We start from the raw sequence: 14,732 nt of genomic DNA, 5'->3' as shown, positions 1-14,732 counted from the left end.
GGGATCAGGACGCGCCGGCCCCGGTCAGCGAGGCGGCTGGCGAGGCCAGTCCCAGCGACTCACCGCCCCCCTGCAGGTAGCGTCTGCACGCCTCGCTGCGCGAAAGCTTGCCGGACGACGTACGCGGCAGCGAGCGGGGGGGCAGCAGAACGACACGGCACGCAACACCGAAATCGCTGCGAATCAGGCTGGTCAGCTCATTGACCAGTTCATGTCGACGTTGCGCGTCGCTGAGATGGCACTGGACCAGCATGACAACCGCCTCCTCGTCGTCCGCCGCCGCTGTGAACGCGACGACATCGCCATGCCGGACGCCCTGGCAACGTCCAGCGAGATGCTCGAGGTCTTCGGGCCAGATGTTGCGGCCGTTGACGAAGATCAGGTCGCGATGACGCCCGGTGATGAACAGCCCCTCTGGCGTCAGGTAGCCCAAATCGCCGGTATCGAGCCAGCCATCACGGAGCACCCTGCGGGTCTTTTCGGGATTCTGGAAGTATCCCGACATGACGCTGGGGCCGCGCACGGTGACGTGGCCTACCGCGCGCTCGGGCAGGGGTTGCCCCTGCTGGTCACGAATCACGATTTCATGGCCGGGCAGCGCATGACCGCAGTTGACGAAGCCAGTGATGGCCATATCGCCACCTGCCGATGCCGGGCGGGCGTGAGCATGATGCTCGAGATGGGCACGGTCGATGCGCTCGCAGGCGATGCCCTGGCCAAGCGGCGCGAAGCTGACCGCCAAGGAGCATTCCGCCAGACCGTAGCAGGGCAGAAAGGCCCGCGAGTCGAAGCCGGCAGGCGCGAGGCATTCGGCGAAACGCTCGAGCACATCGGTACGCACCGGCTCGGCGCCGACGCCGGCGACACGCCAGCTCGACAGATCGAAGCGTTCGAGATCGCCACTGCGCAGGCGGCGCGCGCAGATATCGTAACCAAAGGGCGGCGCAAAGGCGATGGTGCCACGATTGCGGCTGAGCAACGTCAGCCACTGCATCGGGCGCATGGCGAATTCGCGCGCGCCCAGATAATCCACCGACAGCTGTGACGCCATCGGTCCGAGCACGAAGCCGACCAGGCCCATGTCATGATAGAACGGCAGCCACGAGACGCAACGGTCGCCCGGGCGCACCCCCAGGCCGTGGGTGACGATCCCGCGCAGGTTGGCCATCACGGTGGTCTGATCGATCATCACGCCACGCGGAAAGCCGGTACTGCCCGAGGTGTACTGCAGATAGGCCAGCTCATCCGGACGCGATGGCTCGAGGGGGTGCACATTGGCGTCGAGCCGATGAAACGCCTCGCCACCACCGCTGAACAGCAGCTCGAGTTCACTGCCGGCCTCCGTCAGGAAGGGCTGCATCTCGGCAGGCGCAATCGCTACGCGGGCCTCGCAGCTGCGCAGCAGGCGCGCGAGGCGTTCGACATAGCTGGCATGGTTGCCGAGGTTCATGTTGATCGGCAGCGGCACGGGAACGAAGCCCGCATACTGGCAGCCATAGAAGATTTCCATGAACAGCGGGCTGGTATCGGCGACAATGGCCACCTTGTCGCCCCGTTCCAGTCCCAGGCGACAAAGACGGTAAGCCGCCGCCAGAGCACGCTGACGCAGCTCGGCGTAGCGCAGGGGGGTGGCGAGACGACCGCGGCCATCATGGAAGTTGTAGCCCGTCACACCCTGCGCGGCGTAGTCGAGCGCTTCGGCCAGGGTGGCGAAATCGGCCAGCCGCTGGGGAAGCGGGTTCCGCGTTGGCGTTTCAGTGATATAGAGTTCGGTCATCAAGGGTGGGTCTCGATCATTAAAGAAAGGTGCTGTCATAAAGGCAATGCGCGCCAGCTGGAAGCACCTTAATCAGTGGCAGTGTCCCGGATGGCCCTGACCGGCTCGATAGATGTTCAGACCTGCGCGTGGCGTCACACCGACATGGCACCTGCCGGCGACTGCCCTGGAGGAGGCAGCATGTCATGCGAGAGTCATGCCCAATGCTGCATGATCGCTGAGTGGATCCGTGCATTGCGCGCAGCGTCGCTGGCGTTGACGGCATCCAGCCTGGGGGGGCCGGGCCAGCCGGCATCGGCGAACTCATGACCGTCGAACGTTCGCGGCGTCGCGTAGCGTGGGATGACATGAAAATGCACGTGCGGATCGACCATCATCAACATCAGGTAATTGATCTTGTCATAGGCGAACGCCTGGCTCAGGGCGGCCTCGATGTCGGCGCTGACCTCGGCCAGCTCGGCAAAAGCCTCCCGCGGCAGCTCGGGAAAGGCGGTGGCCGGCCCCTTGGCGATCAGCACCAGCGCGCCCAGGGTCACCTGGGCATCGCGAAACAACACGCTCCAGTGACGATAGTCACGCAGAACATTGTCAGGAGCGCCGAATTTCGCCATCGTCGAGTTCAACTCGATGTGCGGTTGTGTACTCACCATCCTTGTCACCTTTGCTTGCGATCACTCAGTATACGCCCTGAACCTTAAAGCTTGCTTAAATTACCATTAGCGCGCTATGCGTGCCATACGCCGCGCGGCGACCGGAGTCTGCCACCCATCGCTTGCGCATTGCAGCGACTGCCAAAGATACCTATGATGCGCTACTCGATGCAAAGCCCTTGAAGCGATCGCCTGTCATTGCGCCGCCGACCGCCTTCTTCTGCGTCGAAACCGGCGTCGCGGCGCGTCATGCCCGTCGCGATGTGTCATGTCGCTCAATGCCGGCAGCACGCATTAAGGCTCCACGTGAACAACCACACCCCTTCCGAAAGACCGGCCTCCTGCGATATTCATCGCCCCGCCGCCACGGCCGTGCGCGACCCCGGCACGCCGCTCGAAGTGCGGCCGCTCAGTGGACGCCGGGAACTGGCACTCTTTGCGCGTCTGCCGGGCCGCCTGCTGCATGACGACCCGCAATGGGTGGAACCGCTGTACCTCGAGCGTCGCCTGCATCTGACCCGCAACCCGGCGTTCGAGCATCTCACCTGGCAGGGCTTCATCGCCTGGTCGGGCGGCCGCCCGGTAGGACGCATCAGCGCCCACATCGACAGCCTGCACCGCCAGTATCACGGCGCCGACACCGGGCATTTCGGCATGCTCGATGCCATCGACGATCCCGATGTGTTCGCCGCGCTCTTCGATGCCGCCGAGGCCTGGCTGCGCCAGCATGGCGCGCGGCGCATCAGCGGCCCGTACAGTTTCACCATCAACGAGGAGTGCGGACTGCTCGTCGAGGGCTTCGACACCCCCCCATCGATGATGATGGGACATGCCGGGCGCTACTATGCCACTCACGTCGAGGCGCAGGGCTATACGCCCGCCAAGGACCTGCTCGCCTACTGGATGTCGACACATGGTGTGAATTTCACGCCGACGATGAGGCGCATGATTAATCGCTGGCGCGAGCGGATCCACATACGCCCCCTGCGTCGCGACCGCTTCAACGAAGAGCTCGACATCCTGCGCGACATCTTCAACGACGCCTGGGCGCAGAACTGGGGATTCGTACCCTTCACCGATGCCGAATTCCGCGAACTGGGCACCAGCCTGAAGATGCTGGTGCCGCCCGAACTGATCCAGATCGCCGAGATCGACGCCAAGCCCGTCGCGTTCATTGTCGGTTTGCCCAACCTCAACGAGGCGATCGCCCCGCTGCATGGTCGCTTGCTGCCACTGGGCTGGCTGCGTCTGTTGTGGGCGCTCAAGGTGCGCGGGCCAAAGACCGGCCGCGTGCCGCTGATGGGCGTGCGCCGCGAATATCAGCATAGCCGCCTAGGGCCGACACTGGCCTTGGTACTGGTCGAGTCGATCCAGGCGTCGCTCATCCGCCATGGCATCGAAGCCGTGGAAATGTCCTGGATCCTCGAGGACAACGCGGGCATGCGCAATATCCTCGAGCATATCGGAACCGACCTTTACAAACGTTATCGCCTCTATGAAAAGCATCTCTGAAGGACAGCTTGGTGCCGTGGTGCTGGCGGCGGATCGCCACGCCGACGACCCGGTCGCGCGGGAGGCCGGGGTCGCCTGCAAGGCGTTGACCCCGGTCGCTGGCGTACCCATGCTGCGCCGCGTGTTCAGCGCCCTCGACGGCAATGGACGTATCGCGCGCATCTGCCTGGCCGGACCACCGGCGGCGATCATCGAGCGCGAGCCCCTGCTTGGCGAGCTGCTTGGCCGCAACGATGTGAGCTGGGTGGAAAATGCCGCGACGCCCAGCGCCAGCGTCGGCGCCGCCCTGCGGTTGCTGCCCGATGACATGCCGGTCATGGTGACCACCGCCGATCATGCCCTGCTGACGCCGGCCATTGTCACCGCGTTTGTCGATCGCGCCCTGGCCAGCGATGGCGACTTCGTGGTGGGCGTGGCACGCCTGGAGACAGTGAAGGCGCGTTTTCCCGGTACGCGACGCACGGCGATACGCCTGTCCGACGGTCCCTACTGCGGCTGCAACCTGTTTGCCTTCACCACACCGCGCGGACGCGCGCTCGCCGACTTCTGGCGCCGGGTCGAACAGCAGCGCAAGCGCCCCTGGCGGGTCATCGGCGGAGCGCTGGGCTGGGGAGCCGTGGTGCGTTACCTGCTCGGGCGCCTGACGCTCGAGCAGGCCCTGGACAGGCTATCCCGCCGGCTCGGTATACGCATCCGGGCCGTGGTGCTGGATCACGCCGAGGCGGCGGTCGACGTGGACACGCCCGCCGACCGGCAGCTCGTCGAAGCGATTCTCGCCGGCGAGCGCTGATCGGCGCGCAGCATTCGCAGAGACCGGCGGAGAGAGACCGGCGGGCCCGAGAAGGAGAAGGAAAGGAGAAGAGGCGCTCAGCCGCGCGCGGCTGTCGCCGCCGCGTCACGGGCCTGCCAGCGGGTCACCAGGTGGCGCGCCTGCTCGAGATCCCTGGGAAAGTCGAGCTCCGCCCAGCGCAGCCCCTCGATGGGCTGGGCGAAGATGTCGCCGCCTGCCGCGAGTTCGTCGATCACGCTCAGATACCAGCGCTTGAGCGCCGCGGGGTCGCGCATGATGCGTTCCAGCGTGTCGCGGAACAGCGCCGCGCCAGTGCCGCGGAAGGTCATCATGCCGATCGACTCGCCGTTCACCGTGTCCGGATCGAGCGTCTTGCCGACCCGCGCCAGGCGATCACCATGCAGGCTGACCTTCATGTCGTCGGCGTCATAGCGCGCCTTGCGGTCGATGGCCAGGGTGACCGGATGCTGCGGCGCCTCCAGCAAGCGTTCCAGCACCGGCAGCTCGAACAGGGTATCGCCGTTGAGCAGCAGGAAGTCTTCCCGCATCGCCTCGCGCGCCATCCAGCAGCTAGCCAGGTTGTCGGCGACCTCATAGAAGGGGTTGAAGACGATATCGATCAGCTCGGGTGCATAGCGATCACGCAGGCATTGCGTCACTTGATCGATGCCATAGCCGAGCACGACGGTGATCCGCTCGAAACCGGCGGCGAGCAGATGATCGATCTGATGCTCGATGACGGTCTTGTCGCCAAAGCGAATGAGACACTTGGGGTGACGTTCGGTATAAGGCAATAGACGCTTGCCCTGGCCGGCGCTGAGAAGGATGGCCCGGAGTGGCCGCGAAGGAGTCGATTGTTGCATGGTGGGTCGATATCTCGTCTGTGAAGTACTGTACATGAAGGCCAGGAGGGCGGGGTGCAGGCTCTGCAGCCCCGGAGCCGAGCATTACCCTTCTTTCGCTACTCTTATCACTACTCTTTCATCAAGGCGCTCGACCATCAAGGCGCTCGACTTTAACAACTCAGCCCCAGCCATTCACGCTTGAATGTATCACCTTGGCCTGAGCAAAGGCTTAAGGGTCGGTAAGGGATTGTCAGCAGTCTGCATTTTCCAGCACAGCGAACGGCTGTACGCAACGCCGCTGCTCGATGCGGGTAGGCTCCCCGGCTTCACTCAGGCAGTGGCGTGTGGCCGTCAGGGCCCAGTGATCCGCCTGGCGCGTGATGTGAAACAGCGTGTAGCCGGCAGCCGTCGTCGCGTCGGCGTCCGGCACAAGCGAGGCCGAGGGGGCGCCGAACACCGCTGCCTGCCCGTGCGGCGTGGGCACGCAGGCATCCATGCGGCAATGGGCGTGACCATGCAGGACCAGCTCGACGCCGGCACGTGCCAGTACGCGACGCAGCGCCGGTGCATCGGTGAGGCGCTTGCGCCAGTTCACGGCGTTGCGCTGCAACGGGTGATGAATCAGCAGGATACGAAAGCGCCCCGCGCGCCCCGCCCGGCGCAGACAGTGCTCCAGACGCACGAGCTGTTCGGCACCGAGCGCGCCGGTAGCCAAGGGCCAGGGCGTGGGCAGCGCCGTAGAGACGCCGATCAACGCGACCGGACCACGATGGCGAACGAAGGGAAAGCGCGACACATGCGCCGTGTCACTCATCGCTGTTGCGTTGCGCATCTCGGCATGCAATTCGTCTTGCATATAGTCGTCTTGCATATAGTCGCGCCACAGTCCGACAGTATCGGCCCACGGCGCCGGCGCATAGGCGTCGTGATTGCCGGGCACGACGGAGACGTCATGCGGCGCGCCCAGCGCATGCAGCCATGTCAACGCCTGGCGGCATTCGGCGGGCGTGCCCAGATGCGTCAGGTCGCCGGTCACGGCAATGTGGTCGGGCGCCGCACCGCGCAGGTCGGCGAGAAGCGCTGTCAGCACCTCCGCCCGATGCACATGCTGGCGCTTGCGCCGCCAGGCCCAGTAGCCGAAGGCACGCTTATTGAACAACTCTTTCCACGGCGGCACGTCGAAAGAGGTCAGATGGGGATCGGAGAGATGCGCCAGACACAGCGACGCATCTTGCTCAGCAAAAGTCGGGGGTGCCGTTGTCATCATCTGCATAATATAATCTCAGGATTTTGATCAGAAAAGGATCATCGGTGGCATGATGACAATAAGCGTGTATTTCGAAGAGGATTCGCCTGTCCGGCTATGGGGCCTGACGCCTCGTCAACGGCTGGTGAAATCGCTGGCACCCCTGCCCGACGTGGTCCTCGCGGATGACACCCCAGCCTCCCGGCCTGGCACCGCTCAGCCCGGCACCGAGATCCTCGTCCTGCGTGCCGATTATGTTTACGATCAGCGCGTGCTGAACGGTCTGCTGGATAGCGAAGCCGGGCAGCTCGCGCTCACCGATCCCGGCGATGACAGCGTGGTCGCCGTACGCGCGCGCGCCGACCAGTGGCCGAGGGATGCGCGCCCATCCCTGGCCAATGCACCGCTGTCCTCCCTGCAGCGCATGACACCGGCCACCGTCGCCAGTGGCGCGCATCAGTCGAAACTGCGCAAGTTCGATACGCCCTGGGTGGCCCGGGTGTCGGCGCCGGCGCGCAGACGTCTCGAAAATGCCCTGTTCAGTGCCGCCTACAAGGGCGTGACCGATCTCGTCACCAAATGGGCCTGGCCGCTGCCGGCACGCGCCGTTACCCGGCTGTGCGTGCGCTGGGGGCTGCGCCCCAATCACGTGACGTCGCTGAGCTATGTGCTGGCGATCGTGGCCGGGGTGCTGTTCGGGTACGGCGAATTCGGCGCCGGCCTGCTCGCGGGCTGGATCATGACCTTCCTCGACACGGTGGATGGCAAACTGGCCCGCGTGACGCTGACGTCGAGCCGCTTCGGCAACATCTTCGATCATGCCCTGGACCTGATCCACCCGCCGTTGTGGTACATCGCCTGGGGAGCTGGCCTGGGCGTCACAGCGGATGTGACGGGGCTGTTGTGGTTGATCGTGATCGGCTACATCGGCGGACGTCTGTGCGAGGGCGCATTTAAGTTCGCGGCGCCATTCTCGATGTTCACCTGGCGCCCCTTCGACTCGGTCAACCGCCTGGTCACCGCGCGCCGCAACCCCAATCTGATCCTGCTGACGCTGGCCTGGGGGGCGGGCTCGCCGCATGTCGGCCTGGTCCTGGTCACGCTCTGGACGCTGCTCTCGACGCTGGTCCTGGCGGTCCGCCTCGGGCAAGGACTGCTGGCACGCGTCCGCGGCGAGCCGCCCCGGGCCTGGCTGCACAGCGACGACCCGCGAGCCGGACGCCATCCGCTGATGGTGCGCTGGTTCACCTTCCCCGACCCCGCCATCCGTTCGGGCAGGTAGGGCCTCGCCGGTGCTTCATTCCGCTGATGTCCCGCGCCGCATTGGCGTACTGTGCAATCCGCACAGCGGGCACAACCGCCGCCATCTGGCGGCGATTCGCCGCACTGCCGAGCAGCAGGCAGCGCTATTCGTCTACCGCGAGGCCACGACGCCCGAAGCGATCGTCGAGACGCTGCGTGCATTGCATGCCGAAGGTGTCGAGCTGATCGCGATCGCGGGGGGTGACGGTACGCTGCAGGCGGCCCTGACCGGCCTGCTGCGCGACCTGGCGCTGCCGGCCGAGGCGTTGCCGAAGCTGCTGGTGATCGCCGGCGGCACGACCAACATGAGCGCGGCCGATCTCGGCACGCGCTGCCAACCGCCTGTCGCGCTGGCCAGGCTGGCGGCTTGGCTCGAGGGCCGCGGCCCGGGGCCACGCTCCTGCTCCCGTCCTCTCGTGCGCCTGACACTGGGACGCCCGGCGGCGGCTCAGTATGGCCTGTTTTTCGGCAGCGGCGCGATCCAGACCGGTGTCGACTATTTCAATGAGCGGGTACGTTGCGGTCCGGTGGCGGGCGCCTGGGGGCCACGCCTGGCCTTCCTGCGGGTGACGGTGTCGATGCTGCGCGGCCGGCCCCATCCGCTGCTGCCTGCTGCGCCGTGCCGGCTGGTGCTGGATCGCGACGAGGTGCTGGAAGGCCGTTACCTGCTGGTGCTGGTATCGACCCTCGAGCGGCTGCTGCTGGGCTCGCGACCGTTCTGGGGAGAGCAGGCCGCGCCGCTGCATTTCACCGCGGTGCGCTACCCGCCACGTGCCCTGTGGCGGCGCCTGCCGGCCATTCTGCGCGGGCGCGGCCGCCAGGCCGTACGCGACGGGGAGGGCTATGTCAGCCGCAACCTGACGTCGCTGCGCCTGGAACTCGATGCAGGCGGCATTCTCGACGGTGAACGCTTCTGCGCCGAACCCGGCGAGGCCATCGAGCTGTCGGCAACGCCGGCGATCGATTTTCTCGTCTTCCCGTGACCAGCGCATCTTTCCATGACTTTCTCGTCTACCCCTGAGGCGCCCATGCGTACCTTCCATTCTTCCCCGCCTGCCGCGCTGGTCGCTCAGGTTGCCGAACAGGCCGCGCGTCCGCTGCCCGAGGGGGTGGCACCGCTCGTGGCCCGCGTGCAGGAGCGTTTCGGCCAGGCTACCTGCGCGGTGCTCTTCTACGGCTCCTGCCTGCGCAGCCACGACCCGGGTGATGGCGTGGTCGATCTCTATGCGCTGGTCGACCGCTACGCCGCCGTCTACGATCGCCGTCTGCTGCGGCTGGTCAACGCTTGGCTGCCACCCAACGTGTTCTATCTCGAGACACAGGATGCCCAGGGGCGGCGCCTGCGCGCCAAGTGTGCGGTCATCACCCTCGACGATTTCGTACAGGGCACGACCCGCTGGTTCGAGACCTATCTATGGGGGCGCTTCGCCCAGCCCTGTCGCCTGGCCTATTGCCGCGATGAAGCGATCCGCATGTGGGTGAACGACACTTTGGCCGGGGCGGTGCTCGCGCTGTGGCGTGCCGCGCTGCCCTGTCTGCCGGATACCTTTGAGGCCGCCGAGGGGTGGCAGCAGGCCCTGGCCCTAAGTTACGGTGTCGAACTGCGTCCCGAAGGCGCATCGCGCCCGGCTTCGCTGCTGGCCGGGCAGGAGGCGGAGTACCGGCGGCGGCTGGCGGCGGCGACCGAGGCGCTGCCTGGATTGTCGGCGACTGACGATGAGTACTGTCGCGATGAGTACTGTCGCAATGAGTACTGTCGCGATGAGTACTATCGCAATGCCCAGGACGCGGCCCAGCGCCGCCGGGGGCGTCGCGCCTGGCGCTGGCGGCGCCGGCAGGGACGTGTCCTGCATATCGCCCGACTGATGAAGGCGGTGCTGACCTTCGAAAACGGCGTCGATTACGTGGTCTGGAAGCTGGAGCGCCACAGTGGCCGGCGAATTCCCGTCAGCGAGCGTTTGCGCCGCCATCCGTTGCTGTTCGGTTGGCCGCTGCTGTGGCGGCTGCTGCGTGAGCGTGTGCTGCGCTGATATCACGAGGAAGACGAACATCATGAATGAGTCCTCACCCCCACCGACTGCCACAAGACCTCCCGGCAAGCGCAGGAAGTCCTGGTACATCAGGACCGGGCGCCGGCTGCTGACCTCGGTTGATCGCTTCATCGCCCGCCATTCGCGGGTCGGCGATCCGACCTTCTTCGACCCTGCCGAGTTTGCCTGGGTCCGGCCGCTGGAAGCCGATTGGCAAACCATTCGCACGGAACTCGACGACATCCTGCGCGAGCGTGATGCCCTGCCCAATTTCCAGGACATCTCCCAGGACCAGGCACGCATCAGCCAGGACGATCGCTGGAAGACCTTCTTCTTCTACGGCTACGGCTATCGCATGGATGACAACTGCGCGCGCTGTCCCGAAACGACCCGTTTGATCGAAAGCGTGCCGGGGATGACGACGGCGTTCTTCTCGATACTCGCGCCTGGCAAGCACATCCCGCCGCATCGCGGCCCCTACAAGGGCGTGATGCGCTATCACCTGGGGCTGCAGGTGCCGGAGCCGCGCGAGCGTTGCCGCATCCGTGTCGGCGATGACATCGGCTACTGGCAGGAGGGCGGCAGCCTGCTGTTCGACGATACCTACGAGCACGAGGTATGGAACGACACCGATGGCGTCAGGGTGGTGCTGTTTCTGGATGTCATGCGGCCGATGCGCTTCCCGGGCGCGCTGGTCAACCGCGTGGCATTCAACCTGATCCGCCTGTCGCCCTACGTTCAGCGCGCGCGCAGGAACCAGCAACGCTGGTCGCGGCGCTAGGAGCTGTTGACGTTTCGTTGCGGTCGTCATGGTCAATGGGGTCGATAGTTTTTCGCGATCAGGGTTGCGGTTCAGCATGCGAATCATTTACATTTAATCTCGCGATGCCAAGCGAGGTGTTTATGTACGTATGTCTTTGCAAGGGCGTTTCCGACAAGGCCATCCGCCAGGCGGTGGCGCAAGGGGCGCGGAGTTGGCGTGACGTGCGCGAGCAGACCGGCTGCGCGACCCAGTGCGGCAAGTGTGCCTGCATGGGCAAGGCGATCGCCCGCGAGGCCATGGAGCAGTGTGTCATGGAGCAGTGTGTCATGGAGCGGGGCGCCTTCGCGCAACCGCCCGCGGCGCACCAACTCGCCGATCTCGCCTACGCTGTCTGAAAGGGCGGGCTGAGTGCGGATCGCAGCGGCCCTCGTTATGATTCGCCAGCCCTTTTCATTTGCGAAGCCTTCAGCGTAACTTGTTGGCATGATTCGACTTTTTGGCCGACATGAACGATACTTTCCCGCAGCGGCGATGCCGGCGCGCAGCCACGCGCCCGGCGTTTGAAGACTGGATTGATAGAACAACGCAGCGAGGAGATTCCCATGCAAGGCGACACCAAGGTCATCGAACACCTCAACAAGGCACTGGGCAACGAGCTGGTGGCGATCAATCAATACTTCCTGCACGCCAAGATGTACAAGGACTGGGGACTGCTCGGCCTGGCGAAGTGGGAGTATGACGAATCGATCGAGGAGATGCGCCACGCCGACGCCTATATCGAGCGCATCCTGTTTCTCGAGGGGCTGCCCAACCTGCAGGACCTGGGCAAGCTGCGCATCGGCGAGAACACCCGCGAAATGCTCGAAAGCGACCTGGCCATCGAGCACGAGGGGCGCAACGACCTGATCGAGGCGATCGCCTACTGCGAGCAGGTGCGGGATTACGTCAGCCGCGACCTGTTCCGCAAGGTGCTCGACGACGAGGAAGAGCACATCGACATCATCGAGACCGAGCTCGGCCTGATCGACAAGGTGGGCCTCGAGAATTACCTGCAGAAGAAAATGCACGAGTCCGACGAGGGCTGAATGCGTGCAGGCGCCTGACCGGTGTTGCGAAAAGGCGCCCCACGGAAGCTGTGTGAAGACCGCTTTCTGAGATGGCAAGATGGCTGTGACTCACCCGTTCGCGGCTATTCCTGTAGGCGACATCGGCAAGGATCGCCCCGTAGCCAGACTCCCGCTGCTTTCTACCAGCCTTGAAGACTCCGTCCCGGAAGATCGCCCGGTGCGGGTGGTCGGTGCCTGTGGGAATTCCCTGGGCGTCATCGAAATGCGGCGCAAGACGTGTACTGTGGCAGTAACCCCGAAGGGCTGGTGAAAAACGCCGGCGGCGCTTATGTTGAGGGCACATGTTCGTCACGGACGGTCAGTCACGGACGGTCAGTCACGGACGGTCAGTCACGGAGTCCTGCCATGACCCGCACGCTGAAACCGCCACCCCGGCGTGGTGCGATGCCCCGCAAGCCCCGCAAGGCCCGGGCCACCGGCCGACCCCTGGACATCGACCGACTGCTCGACGGGTTGGTGAGCGTCGCCGTGCTCGTCGCGCTGACGGTCGGGCTGGCGGCGCTGGTGGTGAGCCTGCTCGATTAACGTCTGGCGTTGTCGGGAGCGACCTCCTCGAAACGATCGACCCGGCGCAGCGGCGCGAAGCCCCACAGCCACAGCCCGACCACGGCGAGGGTGCCGACGCCGCCGATGACCGCCGCGGGCACCACGCCGAACCACGCCGCGCTGGTACCGGCTCGGAACTCGCCGAGCTCGTTGGAGGAGCCGATGAACAGCATGTTGACGGCGTTGACCCGGCCGCGCATGTCGTCCGGCGTGGCCAGTTGCAGCAAGGTCAGGCGGATGTTGACGCTGATCATGTCGGCGGCGCCGGCGATCACCAGCGCCGTCATCGACAGCCAGAGCGTCTCGGACAGCGCGAACACCAGGTTGGCCGCACCGAATACCGCCACGGCGGCGAACATCACCCAGCCGACATGCCGGCGGATCGCACGCACGCCGAGATACACGCCCATCAGCAGCGCGCCCACGGCGATCGCGCTGCGCAAAGCGCCCAGGCCCTGCGGCCCGACGTGCAGGATCTCCTGGGCATAGATCGGCAGCAGGGCGATCACCCCGCCCAGCAGCACCGCGAACAGATCGAGCGAGATCACGCCGAGGATGATCGGCTTGGCGCGGATATAACCGATGCCGGCGGTGAAGGCGCGGGCACAGCCGAACAGCGCCAGTACGGCGTAGTACCCGCTCACGTCGCGCGACGAGGTATAGGAGAGCCATAGCAGCAGGCCGCTGCACACCGCCTGCAACGCCCAACTAGCCTGCAGGATGCGCTTGCGCTCGAAGCGATCGACCAGGTCTCCGGCGGGCAGCAACAGCACGACCATCGGCAGGAACTGGGCGAGGCCGACGTAGGCCAGCGAGAGCGGATCGCGAGTGATGTCGTAGACCTGCCAGGCGACCACCACCGCCTGGATCTGCATGGCGAACACCGCGGCCAGGCGCGACAGCAGAAAGGCCAGGAAACCGGACTGGCGATAGACCTTGCCGCTGGTTTCGAGGGTCGAGTCGGCGTCGGGCTGGGTGGTTCGCGGCTAGCTATTATGGGGCGGGTTCGAAGGGGGGCGGGGCGTCGCTGGGCATGAGCTTTCCGGGCAAAGGTGAGCCGAAAATTCTACGCCCCGCGACGGATAAGGTCATTACGGCTAACTGATAAGCGGCTAATGACCCGCTGGATGGCCACTATCGCGGCTTGGGTCGAACCTGGTGAGTCGGTAGTCTGATCAACGACAAGCCGACAAGGATGCGTCGATGAAGGGCTTCTGGAGCACCGCCTTCCTACTGTTGCTGATCGCCGTGGGCGTCGCCTTCGACAAGGGCGTCTGGACGATCCCCCGCGAATGGAACCCCTTCGCGCCGCTCACCGTCAGCGATCCGCTGACCCCGGTGACCCAGTGGAAGCTCGATCGCCTGAAGGGCGATCGCGAGGCCTGCCGGGCGGTGCTCGCGTCGGCGCCGCCAGGCACCCTGAACTACGCGCCGCTGGCCGACTACACCCCGGTCGCCGGTTGCCCGCTGGATAACGTGGTGCGCGTGCGCGGCGGCGAGGTCGGTTTCAATGCCAGCTTCGTGGCCAGTTGTCCGCTGGCGGTGGCCTGGGTGCTGTTCGAGCGCTATCGTCTGCAGCCCGCCGCCGAGGCGCATTTAGGCGCGCGTGTCGTCGCCGTGCAGCATTACGGCAGCTTCGCCTGTCGCAACATCTATAATCGCAAGAACGCCCCGCGCAGCGAGCATGCCACGGCTGAGGCGCTGGACGTCGCCGCCTTCCGGCTGACCGACGGGCGGCGCATCAGCGTGCTCGACGACTGGGGCGGCGACGATGCCGCCGGCGAGTTCCTGCGCGAGGCGCAATCCGGCGCCTGCGGGCTGTTCGGCACGGTGCTCGGCCCCGAGTACAACGCCGCGCATGCCAATCACTTCCATCTTGGCATGCGCGGCATGAGCTTCTGCCGCTAGGAAATACTGCACAAATGCCTGCGCGAACTAGGCGTCCCCGACGAATCGCTGCGTTGCGCGGTGCTGGTGCGCCAGCCCGATCAGTCCTCACATATAACCCATATGCTGCGGTTCCTGCGCTCCGGGCGCCTTGCGCTTCCTCCCGCTCACCTATTTGTGCAGCACTTCCTGGGACGACGCTACGTGGTGTGTCCCGGCAAACGGCGGGCAGTGGGCGGCTCTTGTCCACATCGGCG

The 14,732-nt window shown here is 65.5% G+C and carries 14 protein-coding genes and 2 pseudogenes; 10 read left to right on the top strand and 6 right to left on the bottom strand.

Translation table 11 applies throughout. The annotated features are described in order from the left end of the window. Window positions 1-4: 4 nt before the first annotated feature. On the bottom strand, window positions 5-1,777 hold the full coding sequence (locus K7I12_RS07305; protein WP_231663740.1) for a fatty acyl-AMP ligase: 1,773 nt from the start codon (window positions 1,775-1,777) through the stop codon (window positions 5-7). Window positions 1,778-1,971: 194 nt separating this feature from the next. Next, the gene (locus K7I12_RS07300) at window positions 1,972-2,427 is read right to left on the bottom strand and encodes an HIT family protein (RefSeq protein WP_231663739.1); all 456 of its coding nucleotides are present in this window, start codon (window positions 2,425-2,427) and stop codon (window positions 1,972-1,974) included. Between the two features lie 306 nt (window positions 2,428-2,733). On the opposite strand from K7I12_RS07300, the gene K7I12_RS07295 reads away from it, so the two are divergent. Together K7I12_RS07295 and K7I12_RS07290 are read left to right on the top strand one after the other, a co-directional pair. After that, entirely contained in the window at window positions 2,734-3,939 is a 1,206-nt protein-coding gene (locus K7I12_RS07295) for a hypothetical protein (RefSeq protein WP_231663738.1), read from the top strand. Continuing rightward, window positions 3,923-4,729, top strand: coding sequence for a nucleotidyltransferase family protein (locus K7I12_RS07290; RefSeq protein WP_231663737.1), 807 nt, complete (start codon window positions 3,923-3,925; stop codon window positions 4,727-4,729). The genes K7I12_RS07295 and K7I12_RS07290 overlap by 17 nt, the downstream gene beginning before the upstream one ends. 77 nt (window positions 4,730-4,806) lie before the next feature. On the opposite strand, the gene K7I12_RS07285 is transcribed toward K7I12_RS07290, so the two are convergent. Beyond that, the gene (locus K7I12_RS07285) at window positions 4,807-5,592 is read right to left on the bottom strand and encodes a phosphocholine cytidylyltransferase family protein (protein ID WP_231663736.1); all 786 of its coding nucleotides are present in this window, start codon (window positions 5,590-5,592) and stop codon (window positions 4,807-4,809) included. Window positions 5,593-5,824: 232 nt separating this feature from the next. Continuing rightward, complete coding sequence (locus K7I12_RS07280; RefSeq protein WP_231663735.1) at window positions 5,825-6,847, bottom strand: metallophosphoesterase family protein; 1,023 nt, start codon at window positions 6,845-6,847, stop codon at window positions 5,825-5,827. Between the two features lie 43 nt (window positions 6,848-6,890). Here K7I12_RS07280 and K7I12_RS07275 point away from each other — a divergent pair, with 43 nt between their 5' ends. The 7 genes and pseudogenes from K7I12_RS07275 to K7I12_RS07245 all read left to right on the top strand — a co-directional run bounded on the left by K7I12_RS07275 (window position 6,891) and on the right by K7I12_RS07245 (window position 12,567). Next, the gene (locus K7I12_RS07275; RefSeq protein WP_231663734.1) at window positions 6,891-8,102 is read left to right on the top strand and encodes a CDP-alcohol phosphatidyltransferase family protein; all 1,212 of its coding nucleotides are present in this window, start codon (window positions 6,891-6,893) and stop codon (window positions 8,100-8,102) included. Window positions 8,103-8,112: 10 nt separating this feature from the next. After that, the gene (locus tag K7I12_RS07270; RefSeq protein ID WP_231663733.1) at window positions 8,113-9,105 is read left to right on the top strand and encodes a diacylglycerol/lipid kinase family protein; all 993 of its coding nucleotides are present in this window, start codon (window positions 8,113-8,115) and stop codon (window positions 9,103-9,105) included. Between the two features lie 45 nt (window positions 9,106-9,150). After that, complete coding sequence (locus K7I12_RS07265) at window positions 9,151-10,152, top strand: hypothetical protein (RefSeq protein WP_231663732.1); 1,002 nt, start codon at window positions 9,151-9,153, stop codon at window positions 10,150-10,152. A gap of 22 nt (window positions 10,153-10,174) precedes the next feature. Then, complete coding sequence (locus K7I12_RS07260; protein ID WP_231663731.1) at window positions 10,175-10,933, top strand: aspartyl/asparaginyl beta-hydroxylase domain-containing protein; 759 nt, start codon at window positions 10,175-10,177, stop codon at window positions 10,931-10,933. A gap of 122 nt (window positions 10,934-11,055) precedes the next feature. After that, window positions 11,056-11,232, top strand: a pseudogene (locus K7I12_RS07255) ((2Fe-2S)-binding protein); the annotation flags it as partial. Window positions 11,233-11,517: 285 nt separating this feature from the next. After that, window positions 11,518-12,000, top strand: coding sequence for a bacterioferritin (bfr, locus tag K7I12_RS07250; protein WP_231663730.1), 483 nt, complete (start codon window positions 11,518-11,520; stop codon window positions 11,998-12,000). Between the two features lie 387 nt (window positions 12,001-12,387). Continuing rightward, on the top strand, window positions 12,388-12,567 hold the full coding sequence (locus tag K7I12_RS07245) for a hypothetical protein (protein WP_231663728.1): 180 nt from the start codon (window positions 12,388-12,390) through the stop codon (window positions 12,565-12,567). Here K7I12_RS07245 and K7I12_RS07240 read toward each other — a convergent pair. After that, window positions 12,564-13,232 carry an MFS transporter gene (locus K7I12_RS07240; protein ID WP_331460578.1) on the bottom strand — a complete coding sequence of 223 codons (669 nt, stop codon included), beginning with the start codon at window positions 13,230-13,232 and terminating at the stop codon, window positions 12,564-12,566. The genes K7I12_RS07245 and K7I12_RS07240 overlap by 4 nt on opposite strands. After that, a pseudogene (locus K7I12_RS17595) lies at window positions 13,206-13,505 on the bottom strand (MFS transporter); the annotation flags it as partial. The gene K7I12_RS07240 and the pseudogene K7I12_RS17595, both read right to left, overlap by 27 nt. Before the next feature lie 286 nt (window positions 13,506-13,791). On the opposite strand from K7I12_RS17595, the gene K7I12_RS07235 reads away from it, so the two are divergent. Beyond that, window positions 13,792-14,496 carry an extensin-like domain-containing protein gene (locus K7I12_RS07235; protein WP_231663726.1) on the top strand — a complete coding sequence of 235 codons (705 nt, stop codon included), beginning with the start codon at window positions 13,792-13,794 and terminating at the stop codon, window positions 14,494-14,496. Window positions 14,497-14,732 lie beyond the last annotated feature (236 nt).

Source organism: Halomonas sp. IOP_31 (assembly GCF_021151495.1).
Lineage (GTDB): Bacteria > Pseudomonadota > Gammaproteobacteria > Pseudomonadales > Halomonadaceae > Modicisalibacter > Modicisalibacter zincidurans.
The sequence above is the reverse complement of the archived record's forward strand: the minus strand, read 5'-3'. Positions and strand labels throughout refer to the sequence as shown.

Coding starts and splice junctions, on each gene's coding strand:
- K7I12_RS07305 (WP_231663740.1), bottom strand. CDS start 1,777: ATGACCGAACTCTATATCACTGAAACGCCAACGCGGAACCCGCTTCCC.
- K7I12_RS07290 (WP_231663737.1), top strand. CDS start 3,923: ATGAAAAGCATCTCTGAAGGACAGCTTGGTGCCGTGGTGCTGGCGGCG.
- K7I12_RS07265 (WP_231663732.1), top strand. CDS start 9,151: ATGCGTACCTTCCATTCTTCCCCGCCTGCCGCGCTGGTCGCTCAGGTT.
- K7I12_RS07245 (WP_231663728.1), top strand. CDS start 12,388: ATGACCCGCACGCTGAAACCGCCACCCCGGCGTGGTGCGATGCCCCGC.
- K7I12_RS07280 (WP_231663735.1), bottom strand. CDS start 6,847: ATGCAGATGATGACAACGGCACCCCCGACTTTTGCTGAGCAAGATGCG.
- bfr (WP_231663730.1), top strand. CDS start 11,518: ATGCAAGGCGACACCAAGGTCATCGAACACCTCAACAAGGCACTGGGC.
- K7I12_RS07275 (WP_231663734.1), top strand. CDS start 6,891: ATGATGACAATAAGCGTGTATTTCGAAGAGGATTCGCCTGTCCGGCTA.
- K7I12_RS07260 (WP_231663731.1), top strand. CDS start 10,175: ATGAATGAGTCCTCACCCCCACCGACTGCCACAAGACCTCCCGGCAAG.
- K7I12_RS07235 (WP_231663726.1), top strand. CDS start 13,792: ATGAAGGGCTTCTGGAGCACCGCCTTCCTACTGTTGCTGATCGCCGTG.
- K7I12_RS07285 (WP_231663736.1), bottom strand. CDS start 5,592: ATGCAACAATCGACTCCTTCGCGGCCACTCCGGGCCATCCTTCTCAGC.
- K7I12_RS07300 (WP_231663739.1), bottom strand. CDS start 2,427: ATGGTGAGTACACAACCGCACATCGAGTTGAACTCGACGATGGCGAAA.